Annotated in this window: 23 protein-coding genes and 1 pseudogene; 13 read left to right on the top strand and 11 right to left on the bottom strand. The window is 57.9% G+C overall.

Translation table 11 applies throughout. The features are described from left to right. Window positions 1-3 precede the first annotated feature (3 nt). The 3 genes from LT965_RS01275 to LT965_RS01265 form a co-directional block, all read right to left on the bottom strand. Window positions 4-651 carry a hypothetical protein gene (locus LT965_RS01275; protein WP_232702206.1) on the bottom strand — a complete coding sequence of 216 codons (648 nt, stop codon included), beginning with the start codon at window positions 649-651 and terminating at the stop codon, window positions 4-6. A gap of 5 nt (window positions 652-656) precedes the next feature. Then, window positions 657-2,237, bottom strand: a complete 1,581-nt coding sequence (locus tag LT965_RS01270; RefSeq protein WP_232702205.1) for a hypothetical protein — start codon at window positions 2,235-2,237, stop codon at window positions 657-659. Between the two features lie 74 nt (window positions 2,238-2,311). Beyond that, complete coding sequence (locus LT965_RS01265; protein WP_232702204.1) at window positions 2,312-3,952, bottom strand: autotransporter outer membrane beta-barrel domain-containing protein; 1,641 nt, start codon at window positions 3,950-3,952, stop codon at window positions 2,312-2,314. A gap of 297 nt (window positions 3,953-4,249) precedes the next feature. Between LT965_RS01265 and LT965_RS01260 the strand changes: the two genes are divergently transcribed. From LT965_RS01260 to LT965_RS01245, 4 genes are all read left to right on the top strand, one after another. Then, window positions 4,250-5,611: a pentapeptide repeat-containing protein gene (locus tag LT965_RS01260; RefSeq protein ID WP_232702203.1), complete on the top strand. Its 1,362-nt coding sequence runs from the start codon at window positions 4,250-4,252 to the stop codon at window positions 5,609-5,611. 52 nt (window positions 5,612-5,663) lie between these two features. Beyond that, entirely contained in the window at window positions 5,664-6,674 is a 1,011-nt protein-coding gene (locus tag LT965_RS01255; protein WP_232702202.1) for an AlbA family DNA-binding domain-containing protein, read from the top strand. A 74-nt stretch (window positions 6,675-6,748) separates the two neighbouring features. Beyond that, entirely contained in the window at window positions 6,749-7,912 is a 1,164-nt protein-coding gene (locus LT965_RS01250) for a hypothetical protein (RefSeq protein WP_232702201.1), read from the top strand. Between the two features lie 392 nt (window positions 7,913-8,304). Further along, a complete protein-coding gene (locus LT965_RS01245; protein WP_232702200.1) occupies window positions 8,305-8,757 on the top strand; it encodes a J domain-containing protein in 453 nt (150 codons plus the stop codon). Between the two features lie 49 nt (window positions 8,758-8,806). Here the strand turns inward: LT965_RS01245 and LT965_RS01240 are convergent, their stop codons facing one another. Further along, window positions 8,807-10,114: a hypothetical protein gene (locus LT965_RS01240; RefSeq protein ID WP_232702199.1), complete on the bottom strand. Its 1,308-nt coding sequence runs from the start codon at window positions 10,112-10,114 to the stop codon at window positions 8,807-8,809. A 158-nt stretch (window positions 10,115-10,272) separates the two neighbouring features. On the opposite strand from LT965_RS01240, the gene LT965_RS01235 reads away from it, so the two are divergent. Next, window positions 10,273-11,271 (top strand): Cdc6/Cdc18 family protein, encoded by a 999-nt coding sequence (locus LT965_RS01235; RefSeq protein ID WP_232702198.1) that lies wholly within the window; start codon window positions 10,273-10,275, stop codon window positions 11,269-11,271. A gap of 24 nt (window positions 11,272-11,295) precedes the next feature. Here the strand turns inward: LT965_RS01235 and LT965_RS01230 are convergent, their stop codons facing one another. Further along, window positions 11,296-11,661, bottom strand: a complete 366-nt coding sequence (locus LT965_RS01230; RefSeq protein WP_232702197.1) for a homing endonuclease associated repeat-containing protein — start codon at window positions 11,659-11,661, stop codon at window positions 11,296-11,298. A gap of 607 nt (window positions 11,662-12,268) precedes the next feature. Here LT965_RS01230 and LT965_RS01225 point away from each other — a divergent pair. Together LT965_RS01225 and LT965_RS01220 are read left to right on the top strand one after the other, a co-directional pair. Continuing rightward, window positions 12,269-13,654, top strand: a complete 1,386-nt coding sequence (locus tag LT965_RS01225; RefSeq protein ID WP_232702196.1) for an outer membrane protein assembly factor BamB family protein — start codon at window positions 12,269-12,271, stop codon at window positions 13,652-13,654. 24 nt (window positions 13,655-13,678) lie between these two features. Then, window positions 13,679-14,329, top strand: coding sequence for a PH domain-containing protein (locus tag LT965_RS01220; RefSeq protein WP_232702195.1), 651 nt, complete (start codon window positions 13,679-13,681; stop codon window positions 14,327-14,329). Between the two features lie 144 nt (window positions 14,330-14,473). Here LT965_RS01220 and LT965_RS16745 read toward each other — a convergent pair. Next, a pseudogene (locus tag LT965_RS16745) lies at window positions 14,474-14,593 on the bottom strand (hypothetical protein); the annotation flags it as partial. Window positions 14,594-14,620: 27 nt separating this feature from the next. Here LT965_RS16745 and LT965_RS01215 point away from each other — a divergent pair. The 3 genes from LT965_RS01215 to LT965_RS01205 are packed head-to-tail and all read left to right on the top strand — an operon-like array spanning window position 14,621 to window position 16,136. Then, window positions 14,621-14,920: a winged helix-turn-helix domain-containing protein gene (locus tag LT965_RS01215; RefSeq protein WP_232702194.1), complete on the top strand. Its 300-nt coding sequence runs from the start codon at window positions 14,621-14,623 to the stop codon at window positions 14,918-14,920. Then, a complete protein-coding gene (locus tag LT965_RS01210) occupies window positions 14,917-15,090 on the top strand; it encodes a hypothetical protein (protein ID WP_232702193.1) in 174 nt (57 codons plus the stop codon). Before LT965_RS01215 ends, LT965_RS01210 begins: the two co-directional genes overlap by 4 nt. Beyond that, window positions 15,087-16,136, top strand: a complete 1,050-nt coding sequence (locus tag LT965_RS01205; protein WP_232702192.1) for a tyrosine-type recombinase/integrase — start codon at window positions 15,087-15,089, stop codon at window positions 16,134-16,136. The genes LT965_RS01210 and LT965_RS01205 overlap by 4 nt, the downstream gene beginning before the upstream one ends. 161 nt (window positions 16,137-16,297) lie before the next feature. Here the strand turns inward: LT965_RS01205 and LT965_RS01200 are convergent, their stop codons facing one another. The 4 genes from LT965_RS01200 to LT965_RS01185 all read right to left on the bottom strand — a co-directional run bounded on the left by LT965_RS01200 (window position 16,298) and on the right by LT965_RS01185 (window position 18,607). Continuing rightward, window positions 16,298-17,068 (bottom strand): CARDB domain-containing protein, encoded by a 771-nt coding sequence (locus tag LT965_RS01200; protein ID WP_232702191.1) that lies wholly within the window; start codon window positions 17,066-17,068, stop codon window positions 16,298-16,300. A 143-nt stretch (window positions 17,069-17,211) separates the two neighbouring features. Beyond that, window positions 17,212-17,406 carry a hypothetical protein gene (locus LT965_RS01195; RefSeq protein ID WP_232702190.1) on the bottom strand — a complete coding sequence of 65 codons (195 nt, stop codon included), beginning with the start codon at window positions 17,404-17,406 and terminating at the stop codon, window positions 17,212-17,214. Between the two features lie 180 nt (window positions 17,407-17,586). Continuing rightward, a complete protein-coding gene (locus LT965_RS01190; protein WP_232702189.1) occupies window positions 17,587-17,808 on the bottom strand; it encodes a hypothetical protein in 222 nt (73 codons plus the stop codon). A 529-nt stretch (window positions 17,809-18,337) separates the two neighbouring features. Further along, window positions 18,338-18,607: a HalOD1 output domain-containing protein gene (locus LT965_RS01185; RefSeq protein ID WP_232702188.1), complete on the bottom strand. Its 270-nt coding sequence runs from the start codon at window positions 18,605-18,607 to the stop codon at window positions 18,338-18,340. A 151-nt stretch (window positions 18,608-18,758) separates the two neighbouring features. Here LT965_RS01185 and LT965_RS16620 point away from each other — a divergent pair, with 151 nt between their 5' ends. Beyond that, window positions 18,759-19,091: a DUF5789 family protein gene (locus LT965_RS16620; protein ID WP_349292047.1), complete on the top strand. Its 333-nt coding sequence runs from the start codon at window positions 18,759-18,761 to the stop codon at window positions 19,089-19,091. A gap of 313 nt (window positions 19,092-19,404) precedes the next feature. Continuing rightward, window positions 19,405-19,686: an antibiotic biosynthesis monooxygenase gene (locus LT965_RS01175; RefSeq protein ID WP_232703603.1), complete on the top strand. Its 282-nt coding sequence runs from the start codon at window positions 19,405-19,407 to the stop codon at window positions 19,684-19,686. A gap of 230 nt (window positions 19,687-19,916) precedes the next feature. Here LT965_RS01175 and LT965_RS01170 read toward each other — a convergent pair whose 3' ends face one another. Then, window positions 19,917-20,351: a response regulator gene (locus tag LT965_RS01170; protein WP_232702186.1), complete on the bottom strand. Its 435-nt coding sequence runs from the start codon at window positions 20,349-20,351 to the stop codon at window positions 19,917-19,919. Window positions 20,352-20,834: 483 nt separating this feature from the next. Here LT965_RS01170 and LT965_RS01165 point away from each other — a divergent pair, with 483 nt between their 5' ends. Next, window positions 20,835-21,974 carry an acyl-CoA dehydrogenase family protein gene (locus LT965_RS01165; protein WP_232702185.1) on the top strand — a complete coding sequence of 380 codons (1,140 nt, stop codon included), beginning with the start codon at window positions 20,835-20,837 and terminating at the stop codon, window positions 21,972-21,974. The last annotated feature ends 59 nt before the right edge of the window (window positions 21,975-22,033 follow it).

Genomic DNA, 22,033 nt, shown 5'->3' with positions numbered 1-22,033 from the left:
CGGCTACCTCCTGGTGAACAGCATTTCCACGGCGGACAGGTCCTCCCGACGGAGCCACCACAGGAAGATTGAGAGGCCCGCGAGCACGGCGATAACCGACACGGGGAACGTCGCCGGCCCGAAAAACGCCCAGTCGCCCGTCGTGAGCGACCGGAGCGTCTTGTCGGCGCCGCCGCTTATCACGCGCGCCGGGAACATCGCCGCGATTGTCCGCGCCAGGCCCCCGACGAATTCCTGAATTGGCGACATGAACGAGTCCGCCAGGCCCTGTATCGCCCCTATGATGGAAATGAACAGTTGGGCCAGGACCCCGCCGAACCCGAAGTTTTTGACGAGGTAGACGAGGCCGTGATTCCCCACGATTGTCGCCGCGCCCGTCGCCACCGTGACAGCGCCCGCGCCCGCCGCCAAGTTCGCTTTGTGCGTCGCCCGATTGTCCATCCGGCGCCGCTCCCGGACGGCGTCGACGACCCGACGACCACACGTGATGGACGCGTCCGCCGTGAGCACGCCGCCGACGACGACGAGGCCGACGAGCGCCCCGCCGACGGCCGACGACCCCAGGAGCGGAGTCGCCAACGTCGCCGCGAGCACGACCGCCACGGGGAAGAGCGCGCCCATTTCGACCGTCTCCGCCTTTGAGTCGGCCATCCGTCTCACCTCCACTTACTGATACCCAGGTACGCCCCGAGTCCGCCGATAGCGGCCAGGAACCACCCGAGTAGGCCGTTCCCACCGCCGCCGCTGTTCGTCGTCACCGGCCCGCCGCCTCCGTCGGACGTCGCCGCGTCCCGGTTCGAGGACGTCAACAGGACGCGGTGTTCGGTCGCCCAGTATTCGCCGGGCGCCACGGCGTCGGAGAACTGAACGACCACGCCCTCCGAGTCGAACGCCGACGCGTGCGACGTCCAGGAGTCGTCGCCGATGTCTGCGAAGTCCACGCCCTCCACGCCCGACGCCGTGTTGACGTCGACGTAGCGACCCGCCGGCATCGTCGCCTCTTCCTCGTAGACGGGCCCGCTGTGCGTCAGGTCGTAGGCGTTCGGAATGACCTGTTTCGCCTGGACGTGGAGAATGTAGTCGTAGCCCGGCCGATCCGTGGCTTCCTCGAAGTGATACCGGACGTCCTGGGTCGTCTCCGCGAGCGGGTACTTCACCGGGAGCGCGACGTCGTAGAGGACCGCGTCGTCGTGCGTGAGCGCCGTCCCCAGTGTGTCCAGGCCCGTTACCGTGAACTCCCCGGACGGCCGCGTCCGCTCCGTCCGCTCCTCGTCGTCCGTGTCCTCGTTCGCCAGGTACGACCCGAAGCCCCACGTCGCCATCTTCTCGGCGTTGAGCGCGGTAAACGTCACGTCCGCGTCCGCCTCGGACACCTCGACGACGACCTTCTCCGTCCCGCTCCAGGAGCCGTCGCCGTTCGCTACGGTCGACAGGTCGCCCGCGCGCTGTTGGAACACGATGCCCTGGCCCGTTGAGGACGCCACGACGCCGGCCGTCGACGCGTCCCCGGACGGGTCCAGGACCAGCTCCTTGCGGTCGCCGTCCTCGTCGACGAACGCGAGCGTGACGACGACGCCTGCCGTCAGACTGTCGACGTTGACGACGCCCTGGAGATACCGTTTCTCCGGGTCCGACGTCACGGAGACGTCCGTGAACTCCGCGGACACCGTCTCCCCGGCGGTGACGCCGGTCGCCGTCACCTGGAGCGAATGGCTTACCGGCGCGTCGCCCTCCTGGACGGAAATACTCCCGTCCGTTGCGTCCGTCGTCGTCCAGTGCGTCGGGTCGAGCGCGTAAATGGCCGTCTCCGCGTCGCCGTCCCCGCTCTTGTCGTACATCTCGCCGCGCGGGAACTCGTAGAGATCGGGCGCTTCGAGTTTGTCCGCGCGGAGCGTCACGACGTTGTCCGTGTCCTCCCGGTCGACGACGGCCGGGAGCATTGCTTTCTCCCCGGCGTCGTCCTCGTAGGCGACGAGCGCCGCGTCGTCCGTCCCCCACGCGAGTTTGTGCTTTGCCTTCGTCACCGGGTCCTCCTTGAAGTATGGTCCCGGGACGTACCCACTGCCGAAGTTGAGGCCGTCCTTTCCGGTGGTCCACTCCCCGTCCGAATGAGCCGCCGCACCGCCCGCGCCCACCGCGATTGCCGCGCCAGCTGCGCCCGCGCCCGCCAGGAACTGCCGCCGCGGCATAGTGGTTTCAGTCAATTCGTCGCCGCCAGAGTTGGATTCGCTACGCATGGGAGTTCTCCCACGCGAGCCGACAGGAGCCGGCTATAAAACCGAAGGATTCCGCAGAGTGCTCTTGCTCTATCTCACTCGTTCGTCGAGACGGTGACTGTCTCCGAAAGGACCTCTTCGCCGTCGTCCAGTAACCGAATCGTGAGTTCGTGACTTCCATCGTCCACGGTGAGGTCCGTCGAGACGTACTCACTCGTCGACTGTCCTGGCGTCAACTCCGTGGCCGAGTAGAGATTATCCGTGGTGCTCACTCCATCAATCGAGACTTCCACGGCGTCGTAGCTGATCGTTAAGTCTCCCGTGTTCCGGACGTTGAAGTCCACGGAACTGAGGTCTGACGTGTCCTCGTCGTAGTTCCCGAAGAACATTGTCGATATCGACGAGAGTTCTCCGTCGACGCCGCCAAGTGAGGTCGTCGACGTCTCCGAGTCAGACCAGCCGTCGCCACTGATGGAGAGAGTCACTTCTTGTGATCCCCCACTGTCTGCCGTGTAGAGCGGTTCAACAGTATACGCACCATCCGATACGGTGAACTCGGACGTCGTGGATGGTTCAATCGAGATTGAATCCTTCGAGACGACTTCACCGTTCACTGTGACTTCAGCGGCCCCATCGCTCGCCACTTCGCCATCGTTCGCCGCTATAAACGTGACAGATACCAGTTCCCCGTTCTGCCACTCTGTATTCATCGATTCAATAGAGACGTTCGAACCCGCAATTTCCCGCGTAATCTGGTCGGTCACATATCCGGTCGGCGAATTGACGATCACGTCCAGATTGGCCGTCCCACCGGACTCTGCTCGATAGATGTACGAGTACCCGACCAGTTCGAAGGTCGTTGTCGAACCGACTGCAACCTCATTGCTGTACGAGGACGCCAGAGACTCGCCACCACTTACAATCGTCACGTTACCGGTCGTCGGGAGATCGCCATCGTTCCGGACAGTCACCTCCGCAGTGTGTAGCTCGTTGTTCTCCCACTCCGTATCAATATTCGTGACCGTGAGATTCGGACCGTCGAACGTTCGCTGGAACGAATCGGTGAGAACGCCAGCGTCCGTCGCCACTTCGACAGACCCAATCACGTCACCGCGCTCCTCAATGGTCACGGACGAACCAAAAGACCCCGCCACATTGAACGTCCGCGAGTCGTTGGCGTCAATCCAGCTGTAGACACTGTTCTCTACCGAGTCCCCACGGGCCGAGTACGCCACATTATCCACGTAGACTGGAAGGTCGCCCGTATTCGTAATAGTCACGTCGACTGACTCAATCGTGTTCCCGGACCAATTTGGTGAGACAATCTCGACCTGTGGCTCGGCGCCCTCAAAGGTCATTGTCTGTGAATCAACTGTCTCGTCACCCTGGCGGAGTACAAGCTCGTACTCGCCCGCACCTACGTCTCCCATGTACATGGCCGTCTGGTTGCCCTCCGGCGAGACCTCAACCTCGTTGAGGATGTTGTTTTCTGGCCCCTCCAAGAGGATGGTCGCGTAGTCGTCGACCGAGTAGTTGACCGCCACTGCCGGCCCGCCACTCTCCGCGACACCGACTTGTGCGTCCGAGAGCGACGGTCCCCCGCCGCCCGTGCCCAGCCCCATGCAGCCCGCCAACGCGACGGTCGCAACGAGCGTCACGAAAGCGATGCCCACCAACCGCAATAGCCGCTCGTCGACGGGGTTGTTACCCCCGAGAATGCGGCGCCACCTTTGCATAGCTACGCCTTGATTTCGGGGTGTTTTATTCTTCCGGGATAACAGGACTTGGTCAGTCTTCGAGGTCGTCAGCGTCGAGTTCGCCCGCGAGAAACTGGCGCCGGGGCATCGCTGATTCTGTCAGTTCGTCGCTGTCAGTCGTAGATTTGCTACGCATGGGAGTTCTTCCACGCGAGCCGACAGGAGCCGGTTATAAAACCGAAGGATTCCAACGCATGTATAGGAACATGAAAATAGCGGAAAGAAAGACATGAAGGGTAAACAGGTTTTTTCTTTGAGTGGCGGTGGTGTACATCTATGAAAAGTGTTTCTTACAATGTCTGGCCTCCTGATTCGGACTCACTACCATCAAAATGGGAAGCAGCGTATCTTGAAGATAGTGCACCTGCTGATAAATGCGGTTTTTCTGTAGAGTATGGAACGGGGAGTTCTGTTCTTGGGGATTTCACTTGTTTTAGGCCTACTTGGAAGGGGTTCGACCAGTGTATTGTTCATGCGAACACTGATGAGAAATCTCCCAGTGAAATATCGAATCACGTTAGGCCTCCTGATATAAGATTTGATGGAGCAATCTTCAGGAATTTGGACTTAGGTTTGGAGTTTGATTTCAGCGAATGTGTTCTCAATGGAGCTGATTTTTCGGAAAGCACCATCTCGGATATGGATTTCGTAAAAAGCGAGCTTGAGGATGTGATGTTCCAAAACTCTCGCCTCCTTAGTGTTGATTTATCGACTTCGAACGCATGGGCTGCCGACTTTTCCGGCTGCAATCTGGCCTTTTGCGACCTCAGTGAGGGGACTTTCATCCATGCCGATTTATCCCATTCTAATCTGCACAACTGTGATTTGAAGGAAGCGATAATGGGCGATGTAATTCTAGATCAAGCTGAAATTAGGTACAGTGACCTCTCAGAGGCCGAAGTTGACTCCGCATCAATGTTTGGCACCTTTATTACAGATTCTAGGGCAGAAGACGTAAGATTATATGATGCGGTAGCTGACGGCTGCCGGATAATACGATCTGAATTTGTCCAGTCAGACTTTCAACGGGCAATCTTAGAGAGCACGCTATTCCAAGAAACAAACCTGTCCGCTACTGATTTCCGCGGGACGGACCTCCAGAGTACGACCTTCAATACAACCCAACTCTCTGATATCCAGGTTGACAGGGCCACAGAGTGCGGAATACAATCCGGTTTAGAATCAAGGGCAGAGTCCGCACATGATTGGGATACAATCGCTAGAGTGTACCACCAACTCAAATCAGAATTTGGCAATAACGGGCTTGTCGACCGTGCGAGGCTCTTTCATGTCCGTGAACGACGGGCCAGGGAAAATGAAGCAAAAGCAGCCGAGGGGATGGTCTCGGTTAGTTACCTTGGCTCTCTTCTATCCCGATACTTGACGGGATACGGTGTCCGCGTGAAAAGGATTGGCCTCGTCATGGTTCTGTTGTTCTCAGTCTGTACTCTCTGGTACGAGTACTCGGGAATTCCAAACAGCGTCTACTACAGCATAATGACGTTTACTACAGCGGCCCCTCCGACTAGCCCTCCATCCGGGACATTCACCCAACTTCTTACGATGGTCGAGACCTTCTTTGGGACGCTCCTGATCGTCTTACTCGGCTACGTCCTTGGCAACAGGGAACAGTTCTGATACCTCCTCCTCTGAGGATTGGGATTAGCGAATTTGCAGTGACGGACCGGATATGACCAACCCCTGTCGCGAGCCGACAGGAGCCGGCTATAAAACCGAAGGATTCCGCGAGGTTCAGCCAGTACAAAGCAATTTTACAGGCCGGTGTCTCGGATATTCTATGGACTTACCATTTCAGACGCCAGTCACAGACTGGGACTGGGAGACAGTAGAGAGGATTTCAGACCGTTCTGAGGGCCAGTATCTCGAATATAAGGAGAAATTGCATGCCGATGAGAACGAGGATTCAGAGCAATGGCAAATCAAACTGGAACGGGAACTCTGTGCGTTCGCTAACGCGAGCGGAGGAGTCCTCATCTTCGGGATTAACGACGACGGAGATCTGTACCCGTTTGAGCCACCAGAGCACGAGGTAGAACAATCTGTCACTCGACTACTTCAGAATACAACCCCGATTATCCCTGTAGAGACGTCCTCTCGGATTGAGACTCCCTCGGATTCGGTGGACCGGATTCTATTTGCAGTAAAGATTGAGGAAGCGACCCGGAAACCCGTCCGGTGTAGCGACGGCTCGATTTATGTCCGAGTGAATGACCGGAAAGAGCCGATGAGCCGCGAACAAATGGAGTCCTTATTCATCGAAAGTGACCGAAAGCAACAGACCATTCGACAACTGGAGCTAGAGATTAACCGATTCGGTGATGCGGTCACCCAAGGCAGGCCAGATATCACCCACGTTCATGGACACTCACCCCCTGACTTCCATGTCGTAAACACTGACGGGATCCGGGAGGTGCTTCGGAATGCAGACCACCTCTACGGAGACGAGGAGGTCAGGGACACAATATCCCGTGTTCTAACTCGAATTCGGGAGATCGAACATCGTGAGGTTATGTTTGGAAGGGCGATGAACGGAGTCATAGAGGACTATCACGATTCCAAGAAGGATTTCTATCTAAATGAGAGGCGGGAATTCAAGAAAAAGGTTTCACGATTGGGATATGGCCTTGAGCAGCTTGCTGAACTCACCGACTTGGATGTAGAGGTTCCAGATGTCGACTGAATTCAAGATATAACTCCTATTTTTTTAATTGGAATACGAACGATTGAAGGCATGCTACTACTGTTTCTGAGTGTATGCCAGCTCCCTCGCCAGTTACATTACTTCAAATAGTTGCGCTTGCTCTTCCGGCGGTAGCAATTCTTCTTCAAGCAATTCAGCAGTTCCAGAATACTGGCGATGAGAGGATTTCTGATTTCCATATGGAATATCGATTTGTGGAAGTGTCTCTGCTATTCCTGACAGGAGGCGCGCTCTTTTTCACCGCCGAGATTTTCTTGAGTACTGCTTCTGTTTTCCTAAAGGTTGGATTGATTAGCGTATTCTTAGGCCTGTTCAGCATTCTCCCGGTTGCATACCTAGGCATTCGACGGGGTGTGAAATCAGTTGAAAACCCAGAACAGAAGCTGACAGCTACCGCCGAGAAAAGCATAATCGTGGCTCTGTCATCGCTCCCCGTTATGGGGCTTTACCTATTCTGGGATAGAATCAGTTGGACTCTTGAAGGCGTTAATCGCGAGCTTTTCGCTTGGATCTCTGGAGTCTCCAGTCCCATAGACCCGATTTATGTTATTATTGCATATGTTGGCATTGCGGCCGGGGCCTTCTCACGATATACCTTCCAGATTATCAGATACAGGCAGTCAATCCAGTATGAGAAGAAGTGGACTGACACGGCAATAGGCGTTTTGGAAAGCATAGTTTCTCACACTGAGTCCACAGAGGTAGACGGCTCCCCACCAAGTAACATTTCAAATATTATAAGCTCGCTCGAAGCGTTAAGTGGCTTAGCAGAACAGGCTCCTGCAGATATTGACGATGAAGTGACTAAAGAATTAGAAGGCTTGTCAATGCACTCGCATAAACTTGAGAGTTATTTGGCGGATCAGCAGACAACAGAAGATTATCTTACTGCAGTGGACGATAGAATCAGTGACCTCCGGTCTAACCTTAATGCAGTTGAAACTTCCCTCTCTACGTTATCCGGAGATGCTGAAGACGAACCCGCTATGACGGAAATGATGGAGCAAAGAGACGGGTTAGAATACGACATTGAGCATTATGAGTCGCAACGAGCAGATGCTGAAGATATGCGTGATAGCGCATTGGAGACCTTGGAAAATGGCCTTGAAGAAATTGAGGATACCGCTAAGGAACTAATTTCCCAATTAGAGAATATGGACCACCAGACGAAAATTCACCTGGGCCCCTTCTCATTCACAGTCCCGGGATTGAAGTAAGGCGATCTAACCAGTCAATCGCTTCAAGGGCTCTCCATTGGGGCGGTTTGTATAACCGAAGGATTCCGAGAGGGGGCGTAGTCGTCCTCAGCGTCAAGCAAGCGTCAGCGTGAGCGATCGTTCCGGGTGGTCGCGCGGTCGCACGTGGAGTAGAAGCGTGAAATTGTGGCCACCGCTCGCAGGGTGGCCGTGGCCACTATCGCGAATTAGCCCGCGTTCGCGTGTGACCTCGTCTGTGTATCAAAACAGGTGATTGAGATGGTAGTTCTCTGGGGTACGGGGTACAATCAACGATAAAGGAGTTCTACCGTAGACGCGTCGTTATAGTGGCTCCCCCTCCAATCCTGGGAAACCTTAATCTCTATCCTCAGGTTTGTAGCACTTAGCCAGAAATGGACGATGTCCCTAATCCGTATTCGGATGACGATGCGTGGGATCCAGACGCCCCTAGTCCAGAGGAATCTCCATCTACTGAATTAGCAAATATCCCGGAGTTCCCCAATGCGATCACGTACTACGACGTTCTGGGTCTTGAGCGCAAAGCAGAGTGTTCAACAGAGCAAATATCGCAGGCCTTCAAAGATAGGTTATTAGCGACCGAAGGCCATGGTGAGGAGTCCCGTGCTCGGTCAAAGGCACGTGCGTTGCTTGAGGCGAGGGACACGCTGAAGTTGCACAAATCAACATATGAGGAGATGCTTGAGCACCTTGGCCCAAGGTTAGGACACCAGACATTCATCCAGTGGCGGATTGCAGGCATGCCATCCGATACGACTGCTTGGATGCGGGAGCACAAACCAGAAAATCAGACTTTCAGAGACGAGGGGTATTCGCCTGATAGCTAACCCGCAAAGTGGTCGAATACCCACTGATTCCAGACTCTACGTACGCTAGTTAGAGCCAACCTTTGATGCGACCAATCAGCCCCTTTCGTTCCGGGATACGATCATAATAGAGGGTGCCGCCCATTTCCATCACCCTGAAATTCCGCTCGCTGTGATCATATTTTACCTGCCGTATTGCTGCATACCGGATATCAATACGAACGTATGAACCATCCTCGATTGAGTCTAAGTCGATACTTTCGGGTTCTACAGGTACTGTCGCCCCGTTTTTCGTTTCGTATTCGAGATAAAGTGGTTCGATGCTCTCCCAATCAGGGTTGGAGATTCCGTGGGGTAAGTTTCCGACCTTGACGTCCGACGGTTTGGCTGCAATCTTCGTGTGTCGGACAACGAGACTGTGTATTTCGCTAGTCCCCTCGCACAGGGAACACTCAATCGTGCCGTCTTGGCAGTCCTCACAAGCACACCTCCCCTGCCCATTACATTGCCCGCAGGAAACTGCTCCCGTCTCTCCGCACTCCTCACAGCCGATCGTTCCCAAGGATTCGCACCGGTTGCATCCTAAGCTTCCACTCCCCGCGCAGTCAGAACAGGTAGTACGTCTACGTATTGCCCCCCGACCACTACACTCCGGACAAACGTTTTCTACGGCAACAACTCCACTCGTCGAAAACCACCCGTTAGAACACCGCGGACATGAAATCTCTTCCCCCTGCTTGAGTACTGTTCCGTCTCCTTGGCACTGGGCACATGTCTCCTTCGTCCGGATAGTCCCATCTGAGCAGTTTGGACAGCTTGACTCAACGAGTCGTTCGCCGTCACCATCACATGACGCACAGGTGTTTTTCCCTGTACCCTGGCAACCCGGACAATCTTGGCTGCCAGCCCCCCCACATTCGCTGCAGTCAATGGTTCCATTGCCAGTACACGCTTCACAAGTAACTACGCCGTCTCCATCGCAGGAATTGCAGTGTTTCTCAGGAGCTCCTTCACAGGCGGGACAGTCACCGTACTCATGGGAGACAATACTCTGGTGGTCATCTGATAGGAGATCTTTGAACTCAGGGAGGGATACCTCTCCATCAGGAGGGTCTGCGAAATCCTCCTGATGGAAGGCTTCATCAGTCAACTGCAAGTCCTCTTTCCACGTCCGGCGGTCAAACCGACTCTTTGTGCCGCGGATAACTAGAATGTCATCTGGTTCTCGCGGGTTTGCTTTATCCAGAAAGCCCTCTGGCAGGCTGTCCTTCTCGTTCTGATAGAGACGGTCCAAGAGATTCGAAGGACTTGAGTGGTCCTCAAAGACCTCATCCAGGGTTTGTTTCAGTAATACTCGTTCGTTGATGTTGGATTTCATACTCGAAGACAACTACCCCTCCTCTTGTGGGTCTTTAACTCTACCCCTCACATACTCAACGATGAGAATAGTCTCAAGGACATCCCCTTCAACAACCCTCTTCTCCACTCCTTCATAGAGGGACACCTTCATTTGACGGGTCGATTCACCCAGTCAGCATGATCACTGACGCTCGCGCACTTCAACCGGACTTCGTCCCCCAGGAACTCCACCACCGCGAAGGCGAGATCGACGCGCTCACGACGACGCTGCGCCCCGTTGCGGACGGCTTCGCTGGCGAGGACGCGTTCATCTTCGGGCCGAGTGGCACGGGGAAGACGACGATCGCCCACTACGTGGTCGACCTGCTCCAGCAGGAGAACCTCGACACCACCACCGCCTACGTGAACGCGATGTCGAACAGCACGCGGGCGGACGCATTATACGCGCTCGCTCGAGACGCGGAGGTGGCCTACGACATTCGCAAGGAGGGCTCGCACGCGTCGCGATTCCTCGACCGCATCGGGGACATCGACGGGCAGTTCATCGCGATCGTCGACGAGGTCCATGTCCTCGAGGATTACAGTACCCTCCAGGCACTCTGGGAGGAACCGAACGTGACGCTGTTGCTGGTGTGTCTCGACGAGGAGGCGCTGTTCGCGGAGTTCGATCAGCAGCTCCAGAGTCGCTTCGGCGGCGCGCGGAAGGTCCACCTAGACCGCTACACGGTGGCGGAGATGACGGCTATCCTTCAGGGCCGCGTGAATGCGGGGTTGCGGCCGGGCGTGATTCGCGAGGAGGCTCTCGAGCACATTGCGGACCTGGCCGCCGGGGACGCCCGAGCGGGCATCGCGTTGTTGCGAAGCGCGGTCGAGCAGGCGGTTGCGGATGGGCGAGAGGAGATCACGCAGGCGCTCGTGGCCGACGTCGAGGTGGACGCCCGGGCAGATATGCGAGCGCATCGTGTTCGGGAGTTGGATACGGACAAGCGCCTGCTCTACGAGATCGTCCGGGAGGCGGGCGAGCTGGACGCCGGGACACTCCACGCGCGGTACGAAGATCGCGCCCAGGACCCCGTCGCGCGGTCGACGCGGCGGAAGTATCTGGGGCGGCTCAGCGAGTACGAACTCGTCTATTCAGACGGGGTTGGGCGAGGGAAGCACTACCGCCACGGGTAAGGAGAGTAGTGTCGCCACTCTTGCTCAGTCTTCGGGACGGACACCTGCTTCCACCTTCGCTTCGTTCCACGTCCCGAAGGTGTGCGTAATCGTGCTTGACGACGGGCGGAGATCGAGGCGGTCGTACTGCCACATCGACGGTTCCTCACCGAGCTGGTCGGCGGCCTCCTGGAGAGCGTCGAGACAGTCCTGCTCCGTGTACTGACTGCCGGTACTGGGTTCTTCGCCAAGTTCCTCGATGGCGGCCGTCCAGCCGCCACAGTGGAGCGCGATGGTGTTGTAGGAGGGCGAAATGTCGAGGGTCTTGTACTCCTCGACGGTGGGGGCGTGGCCGAGTTCGTCGACCGCCTCCTGAAGGGCGTCGAGGCACTCCTCTCTGTTCGAGGTCATTTCTTCGTCGGCCGTGAGTTCTGAGAAGAAGCCCGAATAGGTGTCGGTCTACGTATGGCCCTATAAATCTGTTATTGCCGCGCCTTGCTATTGGTGGAGTTCAATGGTCTTGAGGAAGACCTCTTCTCTCGGAAATCTTCTAAAGTGATAGATCCACAGCATGCCCACTTCGGTATTTTTATTATCATTCGATTACCAGTTGTAGGTCATATGGTTGTCACTCCGGTGGCTCCATCGCTGTTCTGATCTGTCCGCGCGACTGATGGCGGCAATCCCATTGCGAAGCGGGCGGAGTTGAGAACAGCGTTGGGAAATACAATGTCCACCGAAACAAAGCTTAAAGCCGAGCTCCGAGCCGCAAAGGAGGAACTGATCAGGGCTTCACGGAGCCATCCTGAAGAGGGTGGTCCTGTGGCTCCGCCTTCGGACCGGTTCCCGTGGCTCCAGACCTTGTCCAAGTCGGAACTCAATAGTCACATTCAGAGGTTAGAGCGGGACTTGGCTGAGTTCAATTCCTCTGAGTATCCGATTTGGAATACTCACTCGGGTTTGAGCCAGCTGTCAGTCCAGACCAAACTGTCTGAATTTGGGACTTAACTGTAACACCATGACTAAGCATACCCTTTCACGACGCACCGTCCTTGCAACCGCTTCGGGAATAGTTGCCACTACGGTGAGTACGCGTCTTTCATCAGCCAGCAACCGGAATAACCCGGCCGAGCCAGGCACAGCTGACTGGTCCAGAAAGAACACAACCTTCGGTTCTGATCCGGTAGCTCAGAACGGGAAGGTATACTTTGCCGACAATTCTGGCTCCTTGCTCTGTTGTGACGCGCAGAGTGGTGAAGACGAATGGATGGCCGGAACTAATGGGGTCGTTCCGGCATACGCGATTGATGCCTCTGATTCCGCAGTAGTTGTCGGAACAGAAAGTGGGAGCGTCTTCGCATTTGACCCCTCTGATGGTAAGGAGCTCTGGACTCGTTCTGTATCGGGGAACGTAACCAGCCTCCAAATAGTTGGGGACAAGCTTCTCTTTGGACTTGACGGAAAAATCGGGGCCCTCGACCTCGACTCTGGCGGTTCCCAGTGGCCTACCAAGGAGGGCAATGATACGTATGTGCCGCTTCGAGCGGCCGTCACTGAGGATACTGTTGTTTTCGCTGAAGGCAGTAGTGGACTGCGAGCGGTTGGGCTTGATTCGGGAGCTAAAGAGTGGAGCGTTGATTTGGGTGACTGGGACCATGAGGCCTCCACCACTGGGATAAGCAGCGAAGATGGGGCAGTGTACGTTGGCAGTCAATGGGGACGCCTGGCTCGTGTGGAGGTGGCTGACGGTACTGTGACCTGGAAAAATAAGCTTGATGACCATGGTATTACTGCCACTGCAGCATCGGGAAACTACGTCGTTGCCGCCGCTTCGAGGGTTCACGTATTCTCTGCGGATACAGGTCGGCGCCAGTACTCTTTAGGCATCAATCCAGACCGAGATATCGCTATCCAGAACAACGAACTCGTAGTCGCTGGTCTGGACGACAGTGAAACCCTGGTTGTGTCAGGTATCAAGCTGGCTACCGGTGTTACCAATTGGCGCTACAAGGTTGGTGAAGGGGATGACGAGACCATTTCTACCCCTGCGTTGAGTGATACCCACGCATTCGTCGCAGACACCCAGACAGAGTCCCTCTCTGCGATTCGTAGGGTCGCTGAATCTCCGCAAACCACTACCAGCACCACTACTGAAACGGCTACCAGTACTGAATCCTCAGCAACCACCACCGAGACCCCCACAACGATGAGCAAGGGGGAATCAACACCGACACCAGATCCCACGGAGAGTAAGACAACTCCCGATTCCGATACGTCAAACCGGGGTTTCTTCACTCGCGGCGACAGTGTTCTTAAGGAATCATTGACACCTTGGGGCCTGACAGTAATCGGGTTCGCAGTCAGTGTTGGAAGCCTCCTCTATCAGCGCTTCAAGTACGAGTAAATCGAGCAAACCACATCAATACATATGACACGAGGAATGCCCGCAGTTTGGAGCAGTATCGTCGCCAGTCCCTTTGTCGCGTTTGGGCTGGCTGGACACACCGGGACACTATCCACCGCAGTCCCCAACCAGATAGCAGCTACCGCACTGACAGTTGGTGTCGGGATTTTCCTTATTGGTTGTTACGTCCACGTCGTGGGCGCAGACGAGTTCAGAACTGGGACCTTTGAGAACCACATCGAAAGCGACCATCCCGTAACCCCCTTTGCCCGCGCCAAGTCGGTTGTTGGACTGTTTTTCCTCGCGCTTGCAGCATACTGGTTATTCTACACCCGTGTCCCCTACGTCTATCCGACCGTCTCCCTCTTCGCTGGCGGGTCACTGTTCACTACCGGCCTGTGGACGTATTGGAAGAACACGCTTACGAGCTACCATCTCACCGACGAACAGCTCGTAATTGAGACCCGGTTCCTCGGTTCGAACACGAACCGCCTCCCGCTTCAGAAGGTGAAATCCCTGCGGACCCACCGCCCGTTCTATCTCCGCCTTTTCGGTCTAGGGAATATCACTCTTGACGTTGGCGATCGTCAGCACTATCTCGTTCGTCACCTCCGGAAAATCGACCGGTTCGCGGACGAATTGAATCAGATGGTCATCGAGGAGAACTCACAGTAGTCTCTATCCTCTGTCTCCGACCTAAGTAAGCCAACCTCGACTCCTCTCTCAGGTTTACCTCGTTTTAGCGATTCTTCGTCTGGCGATAGAACTGGCCCCGCCTTAGATCAGCAACCAGGCATCACCAAAGTCCTGGAATTCAACTTATGCCCGCGCCTCCGACTCCGAAGCCGATGGCTCCCCGTTCTGGCGGGCTTCGACGAGTTCGCCGCGGAGTTTCGCGATCTCCTGTTGCTGTTCGACGAGCATCGAGAAGACGATGGGCCACTTCGAGTCGGCCTCGTTCTGAACGTGGCCCGGGTAGGGGCGTTCGAGGGCGGCGTCGACTGGGACGCCCTCGGGTTCGTCGCGGCCTCCGAATACCGGTGTGCCGTGGTCGCCGCCCTCGACGTCGGCGGGCCGGCGACGCCGACGACGATCAGTGACCGGGCCGACCTCGCGGTCACGCACGTCTCCCGGACGCTCGGAGAACTCCGCGAGCGCGACGTGGTCGAACTGCTCGTCCCCGAGGAGCGCTCGAAGGGCCGCTTCTACGGGCTGACCGACGGCGGCCAGCAGCTGGCCGACGAGACCGCGGAGGTGTCCGGATGAGCCCCGACCCCCGCGAGTGCGACGGCTGTGGACGTACTGACGCGACCGTTCGGGAACTCGTCGTGCGGGACCCCGACGGGAAGGTCAACGCGTGCGACGATTGCGAGGACCGCCTAAACGCGGAGGTCGTCCGGGAGGTGAGCGCGACCGCGGGAGGCGATACGCGATGAGTGACGACCGCCAGCGCGACCTAACTCCCCGTGAGGCCGCCGAGCGATTCCTGGCGAAGCGCCAGAACAAGAATACGGACAAGACAGTTCGGAGTTACGCGAATCGCCTCCGGCAGTTCGTTCGGTGGGCTCACGACCGGGACGACGTTGACGTCATGCGCGACCTGGACGGCTGGATTATCGACGAATACGAGCGGTTCCTGGACGAGCGCGGAGACGCCCCCGCGACGGTGAAGGGCAAGCTTGTCTCCCTCCAGGAACTCGCGAAATACTGTGTCCGCCTGGACGTCGTCGACGACGATCTCCCGGAGCGGATTGAACTCCCGAAACTCTCGAAGGACGAGCAGACGAGCGACAAGCGCCTGGAGGCCGTCGACGCGCGCCGGCTCCTGGAGCACTTCCGGGAGAGCACGCGGGACTACGGGACGATTCACCACGTCGTTCTCGAACTCATGTGGCACATCGGCGGCCGAATCTCCTGTTTCCGGGCGCTGGACCTGGGCGACTACGACGACGGGGACCGCGTCATCCGGTTCCGTCACCGTCCACCCACGCGCCTGAAGGACGGGAGCGAGCACGAGCGAAACGTCGCGCTGACGGACGCGACGGCGGACGCCCTGGACTTCTACATCGAACGAGAGCGCGCTGAGAAACGGGACGAAAACGGACGGACGCCACTGTTGACGACGCGTTTTGGCCGACCGGCGGAGTCGACGCTTCAGACGTGGGCATATCAGGCGACACAACCCTGTGTTGCGACCGCGTGCCCGCATAATCGGGAGCGCGCGACCTGCCATTACACGGAGAAGAGCCACGCGTCGAAGTGTCCGAGTAGCCGCGCCCCGCACGCGATTCGGACGGGGAGTATCACCTGGCAGCTGAACCGGGGACTCTCCTACGTCAAAGTCGCGGAGCGGGTGGCGTCGAGTCCGGAGACGATCCGGCGCTACTACGATAAGGCCGATTTGGACGACGAACTGGCCCGCCGACGCCCCGAAACGAACGACCTCGACATTCTCAGCGCCTCAGACAATGATTCAGAATAACGCCGTTCCGTCCCGAGTCGCAACGCCCGACCATCGACTGTGCGCCCTCCGGCCCCATACCCTTACTTCAGAAACCAAAAACCGCGAGACAGGAGAGCCGCGTACGTTATCGCGGACTTCCTAGGAAATGATCATGTCGCGCTCACTAGCGCTCCCGTTCTTCAGTACTCGTACGATTCCCCGAATTCGACTCTTGTACCGTCTGATTCGATCGCTCCGGTAATCCTGAACGTGAACGTCCCATCTTTGATCGCCGAAACGACGGCACTGCCCAACTTCGAGTAGTTCACCGTGAATCCAAACTCCTTCGTCAGAGCAGCCCCGGGCTCGATGGTGGGGATGACCTTCTGGTCTGAACCGACCTGTTCGCCATTGATGAACCCAGTGTACTCAACCGTGGGTGACGGGATCTCCCGGTCCGGATTGGAGTTCTCGATTTCCAGGTAAACCGGAATGGTCGCACTCGTGAGACCAGTGCTGATGTCACGGACGTCCGCGATCTCGATGTCGATATCCTCGACCGGAGGACGAGGGATTACGGTCACCGTACGGGTAGTCGATTCATCGTTCGTGGCGATGGTCAACTCGACCTCGGGAGGATCGCCAGACCCGGTACTGTAGGTGAATTTGTCGTTGATCGACTCCCCTCCCTCGAGCTGGACAGCCTCGAGGACGTCGTGGTCCGAACCGTCGACTTCGAATGTGACCGTCTGGGTCCCAGATAGCTCCCCTGAATTCTCCACGGAGAAGTAAACCGACGTCTCCTCGCCCTGCTCTACCTCCTGGTCGAACGACTCGATCCGGACCTCGAACTCTGCTCCGTCCTGCGACCCCATCTCGCTGGCCCCGCCTCCCCCGTTGTTGCCGAGACAACCTGCGACTGCTCCTGTAGTGAGTACTCCGCTAACACGGAGCACGTGTCGACGTTTCATACTGGCGAACACTGTGCCGCAGTTATAAATTTATATAATCCACCCAACTTTTCGTTGAATCCCCGAAACCGGGGCTGTCGTTCCCTGGATAACGGTATCTGTACGGTTGTACTGGCAGCTAGCTGTGGCCGAGAATATCGCTGCTATACGTTGTCGGCGACGGTGTAGACGTTCAGTATCATCCACCCGATGCCGAACCCGAGGGGCGCCAATAGGAGAACCCCGTTCCAGCTCACCGGTACATCTCCACTGGTCTTCCACATCACGCCCATGAGGAGGAAAACCACGGTCGGAACGCCGAGAATCGCCCACTTCAGCTTGGGTTCGAGTTCTGCCATGCGTCAGCGCTATTGAAATTCATCTACTAATATTCTTCCCGGGCAGCATGATTCCATGAACTAGGGTTGAAACTCAGGCGGAGGCCGTTCGGTTCCGTGTCGCAGAATCACTGAATATTCGACAGGGCCAGCTCCTAAAATGGCTGTTAACCAGGGTTGCGAATCTGCCAACATCGTCGGTTAGCAACAGCCGGTTTCGTCGGGATTCCACTTGCACGCGTCACCTGTCGTCAGGCCATTCTCCTCGATGTACGCTGAGAGACACGCGTAATTGCAGAAGTACGCAGGCGACCCACAGCCGTCGTCGCAATCACGAACGCAGATCGGGTCGTGGTCAAAGATACGCGAATCACAGTACGCACACGTCTCATCTGCATCGGGTGTCGTAATGCTCGTGGACATACCTGTGCTACATGGTCAGCAGCGGAAAGCGTTTCGTAGCGTCGCATATCCACTGAAAGTGCGTCATTTTCCTGTCGCGGTACCCCGGCAACCGCGACACCTAAACTGGTGTCGGAGAAGACTGGAATCTCCGACAGAAACCGCTTACTTCACCCTCGAAGCGACCCGGTTGAGGGAAAGATTCTAGGATATTCGTCGCATCTCTCGGAATAGGCGACAGCGACGATGCAGAGGGGAGATCACGACGACCAGGACGGTCGAAATGTCTGGCTCAACGAAGAAGCAGCAGCGGGGTTCCCGAACACCGCCACGGACACCGAGAAGCGCAGCGCGTTCGGCCTCGGGGAGTTCCTCGAGGGTCTTCGCCAACGCGAAGGCGTCGGGGGAGAGATCCATCTCCGCGAATACGCTCACGACCGTGTTAGCACGTCGAACAGAATACGAGAGCGGGATCACACAGTGAACGGGCGAGTGTCGTCGAACGGATTCTCTCGGACAGTTCCCGAGACGGCCAGTAGCAGAATTATGCTTACCGGTGCGACTCGATTTTGACGACTGGATCTCCGTTCTTGTCGGCAACGATAGTCGCGGTCGTCGAATCCGCCTCGAACTGGAGGGTCATCTTGAGATTGTTCTCTTGGAAGAGCCCGTCGAGTGCGTCTGCGTTGATATCGTTACTGATGACCCACTCTTGCTCGAGTACATCTTCGTGGTGTGCCTCTGCAACCGCCGTGACGACTGCTGTGCTTAGCGGTTCATCCTCGCCGGGTTCGTAGAAGAACTCCTGAGTATCTCTCACGCACGCTGTTTGGACCGTCAACGGGAAACCCCCTGTTACCACTATAAGCCCCGGTAGTTGCCTGCCGTCGCCAGATTACAGCGACCCCCGGAAGGCGGCACGAAGAGTGACCGACCACACCGTTTTCTGAATCAATCGTCTAGTGGAACCCGTGCCAGATGACAACCAACGCCGAGGCGAGAACGAGGCGGACGAAGAGCGACGCCAGCCAGAACGGGAGCGAGAGGAAGTACGTGACCGTGCCCGAGAGGACCAGGCGATGTCGGGCGACCCTGGTGGGCGACTCAACGAGCTCGATGAAGCACTCGAGAGCCAGGACTATCCGACCACGACCGACGAACTGGTCGAGGCCTATGGCGACTACGAGGTCGAGACTCAGCACGGGACGCAGTCCCTCGAGGAAGTGCTAGCGTCGACTGACGACCAGACGTACGAGTCCGCCGATGACGCTCGAAGCCGGATACTGGGACTGGTCAATCGATAGTAAATGCAGCCCGATCATCGCTCGTCTCGGTAGTCGGGCGTGCCTGAATCTGGGGCCCCCTCTCCTCTCTGCTTAGCGACAGCGGGGTTCGGAGAAGACCGGATTATTCGACGGGGTCGTTTTGCGAACTAGCTGCGAAGCAAGCTTGCGGACCTACCGGCGTGAACTCTGTCAGGCTCAGATAATTCTGGTGGCGCCATGCTGGATACAGGGCGCGTATCTGACAGTCGCTATTCTGGGGGCATCTGACAATGGAGGTAACTGGGAACTACGGTTTTGTCCTCGTCACGCGTCTGTTCGGTCGGTGGAGAACATGCAATACCTCTTGGGAAAATCCGAGGTGGAAGATTTCGACGAGTGGAAATCGAACTTCGAGGACAACGATTCCTTCCGATCCGAGCACGGACAGCAGGGCTTCCAGGTCTTTCAGTCGGTGGACGATCCGAACGAGACGGTAGTCCTCTTCGAGTGGGACGACGCGGAGAACGCCCGGGACCTCTTTCAATCAGATGAGATGCGAGAGCGGCTGGTCGCCGCAGGCTTGAAAGGGGAACCCGACTTGACCTTCCTCGAACGAGTGGACCAGCGGCCGTAGACGGGCGTTCCCGACGCTGCCGTCCGATCGAACCCGGATTCGTCCGTGCGGTTCGCAGTTCGAAGTCAGCACACAAGATTGCCGAACTCAGGTCTCCCGGTCTCCTATTCTGTACGCCATTCGTGAAACGAGTTGGATAGATAGTTGGTTGATTCGCTGCTTCGATCCGCTATACTGAGCGACAACGAGTGTCGTGGAATGCTGGAGTGAGCGACAGCGCTCCCTCGTGCTCAGTCCCCGGCTCGGGCGATCGGGAGTGCTACGCCCTCGAACTCCGCGAGCAGGTCGCGAAACTCCTCTATATCGAACGGCTTCTGGAGGACTCCATCCTCGTCTGCGTCGTGGTCGAGGTCCTGGGATTCGACGTACTCCTCGTCCATACCGGTGAGGATGATCACTGGGACGTGGCCGAGTTCGGGATGGTGTTTGATCGCGTGGAGGAGGTCCTCTCCATCGGGCGCCGGCATCACGAGATCCAGGAACGCGACATCTGGACGGGGTGCGTTCACGTACTCACCGTCACGGTCGATGAACTCCAGGGCAGCTTCCCCGTCAGTGACGGCGTGGAGGTCGATGTGGAGGTCAGATTCGGCGAACGCCTCTTCGACGAGGCGCACGTCTCCCGGATGGTCCTCGACGAGGAGGATCGTTAGGGGGGCAGCCATCACACATTTTATCGGCTAAGTAGCGAAAGGGGGACCGGCGACGATGATAGCCCCGTCTCTACCGGCCGCCCTATGATAATCGGCAATCTCGCGAAACGCCTACTAACTTCTCGGAGAAGACCGGAATCTGTCTCTCGACCCCCGCGGATGGCTGTGGTGCGGGATAGATTCTAGGACTCTCGTCTCGTTCCTCGGCACAGGCGACAGCGACGACGCAGGTGGAAGATCACGACGACCAGGACGGTCGCAAAGTCGGGCTGAACGAAGAAGAGGGAGCGGCGTTCCGCTTCTCGCCGGAGACCCGACCGGGTCGTCCGACACAAGAATTTACCACCCTCGTCGAACAACTGTCAGTACGAGTATGAACCGCCGCTCCGAGTGTGCTACGCGGGCCGCGAAACGGCCCACCGTCCCGTTCGCCCTTCTCGACGACACCGGCCAACGGTCCAGAGACCGCCAGTGCCAGTCCGGGGGTGTCGCGTCGTGACGCTCCAGCTCACCGACTCCCAGCGGGCGCTGCGCGCGGAGGCCAGGCGATACGCCCGGGAGACCATCAGACCGCGCGCCATCGAACTCGATCAGACCGAGACGTACCCCGAGGGGATCCTCGAGGACCTGGCGGAGATGGGGTACGGCGGGTTGACGATATCGGCGGCGTACGGTGGGATGGGCGAGGGGATGACCGAACTGGCGGTCGTCGTCGAGGAACTGTCGGCGGCGCTGATGCCCGTCGCGAGCGCGCTGTCGCTGCACCTCGGCGTCGCGGAGGTCCTCGAGCGGTTCGGCTCCGACGCCCAGCGCGAGCGGTTCCTCCCCGAGATGGCGTCCTACGACACCGTGGGTGCGCTCGGACTGAGCGAGGAACGCGCCGGGAGCGACAAGCTAGCGATGGAGACGACCGCCGAACGGGACGGCGACGAGTGGCTGCTGGACGGCCACAAGCGCTGGATAACGAACCTCAGCCACGCGGACTACGTGCTCACGTACGCGAAGACGGGACCGGACGCGGACGCACCGCGGAACGTCACGGCGTTCCTCGTGCCCGCCGACGAGTTCGACGTGGAGACCGTCTGGGACACGCTCGGCGCGAACCCCGTGAAGTCGCCGAAGGCAACGCTCTCCGACGTCCGCGTCCCCGACGACCAGCGCGTGGGGGCCGTCGGCGAGGGGTACGTCCAGCGGGGCGAACTCGCGACCGGCGTGAACGTCCCCGCGCGCGCCGTCGGTATCGCCCGGGCGGCCCTCGAGGACACCGTCGAGTACACGGCCCAGCGCGAGCAGTTCGACCACCCGATCGCCGACTTCCAGGGGGTCACCTGGGAGGTCGGCGAGATGGCGACGAACGTCGACGCTGCCAGACTGCTCACGCTCCGCGCCGCCGCGACGGCCGACCGGAGGGAGGCGTCGACGAGAGCGTACAGCATGGCGAAGGTGCACGCGACCGAGGCGGCCGTCGAGAACGCGAACACCGCGATGCAGCTGCACGGCGGCATCGGGTACACGACGGAGCGACACGTGGAGCGCTACCTCCGGGACGCTCGACTGTTGACTATCGCGGGCGGCCCCAACGAGGGCCACCGCGACACGCTCAGCGAGGCGGTGTACGACTCACACGTCGAGTGACGAGCGAGCGCGTGGAGCCCGAGACCTGACTCGAGACCCGTCCTCCGGTGTCGGCGCGA

Source organism: Halobacterium wangiae, assembly GCF_021249345.1.
Classification (GTDB): domain Archaea; phylum Halobacteriota; class Halobacteria; order Halobacteriales; family Halobacteriaceae; genus Halobacterium; species Halobacterium wangiae.
Note: the sequence above shows the minus strand (reverse complement) of the source record. Positions and strands in the feature narration are given on the sequence as shown.

What these genes read in the sequence shown, in the direction of transcription:
- LT965_RS01195 (WP_232702190.1), bottom strand. Translation starts at nt 17,406, where the DNA reads ATGGCAGAACTCGAACCCAAGCTGAAGTGGGCGATTCTCGGCGTTCCG.
- LT965_RS01240 (WP_232702199.1), bottom strand. Translation starts at nt 10,114, where the DNA reads ATGAAATCCAACATCAACGAACGAGTATTACTGAAACAAACCCTGGAT.
- LT965_RS01175 (WP_232703603.1), top strand. Translation starts at nt 19,405, where the DNA reads ATGCAATACCTCTTGGGAAAATCCGAGGTGGAAGATTTCGACGAGTGG.
- LT965_RS01275 (WP_232702206.1), bottom strand. Translation starts at nt 651, where the DNA reads ATGGCCGACTCAAAGGCGGAGACGGTCGAAATGGGCGCGCTCTTCCCC.
- LT965_RS01200 (WP_232702191.1), bottom strand. Translation starts at nt 17,068, where the DNA reads ATGAAACGTCGACACGTGCTCCGTGTTAGCGGAGTACTCACTACAGGA.
- LT965_RS01190 (WP_232702189.1), bottom strand. Translation starts at nt 17,808, where the DNA reads ATGTCCACGAGCATTACGACACCCGATGCAGATGAGACGTGTGCGTAC.
- LT965_RS01235 (WP_232702198.1), top strand. Translation starts at nt 10,273, where the DNA reads ATGATCACTGACGCTCGCGCACTTCAACCGGACTTCGTCCCCCAGGAA.
- LT965_RS01225 (WP_232702196.1), top strand. Translation starts at nt 12,269, where the DNA reads ATGACTAAGCATACCCTTTCACGACGCACCGTCCTTGCAACCGCTTCG.
- LT965_RS01220 (WP_232702195.1), top strand. Translation starts at nt 13,679, where the DNA reads ATGACACGAGGAATGCCCGCAGTTTGGAGCAGTATCGTCGCCAGTCCC.
- LT965_RS01255 (WP_232702202.1), top strand. Translation starts at nt 5,664, where the DNA reads ATGACCAACCCCTGTCGCGAGCCGACAGGAGCCGGCTATAAAACCGAA.
- LT965_RS01260 (WP_232702203.1), top strand. Translation starts at nt 4,250, where the DNA reads ATGAAAAGTGTTTCTTACAATGTCTGGCCTCCTGATTCGGACTCACTA.
- LT965_RS01265 (WP_232702204.1), bottom strand. Translation starts at nt 3,952, where the DNA reads ATGCAAAGGTGGCGCCGCATTCTCGGGGGTAACAACCCCGTCGACGAG.
- LT965_RS01230 (WP_232702197.1), bottom strand. Translation starts at nt 11,661, where the DNA reads ATGACCTCGAACAGAGAGGAGTGCCTCGACGCCCTTCAGGAGGCGGTC.
- LT965_RS01270 (WP_232702205.1), bottom strand. Translation starts at nt 2,237, where the DNA reads ATGCGTAGCGAATCCAACTCTGGCGGCGACGAATTGACTGAAACCACT.
- LT965_RS01210 (WP_232702193.1), top strand. Translation starts at nt 14,917, where the DNA reads ATGAGCCCCGACCCCCGCGAGTGCGACGGCTGTGGACGTACTGACGCG.
- LT965_RS01205 (WP_232702192.1), top strand. Translation starts at nt 15,087, where the DNA reads ATGAGTGACGACCGCCAGCGCGACCTAACTCCCCGTGAGGCCGCCGAG.
- LT965_RS01250 (WP_232702201.1), top strand. Translation starts at nt 6,749, where the DNA reads ATGCCAGCTCCCTCGCCAGTTACATTACTTCAAATAGTTGCGCTTGCT.
- LT965_RS01170 (WP_232702186.1), bottom strand. Translation starts at nt 20,351, where the DNA reads ATGGCTGCCCCCCTAACGATCCTCCTCGTCGAGGACCATCCGGGAGAC.
- LT965_RS01245 (WP_232702200.1), top strand. Translation starts at nt 8,305, where the DNA reads ATGGACGATGTCCCTAATCCGTATTCGGATGACGATGCGTGGGATCCA.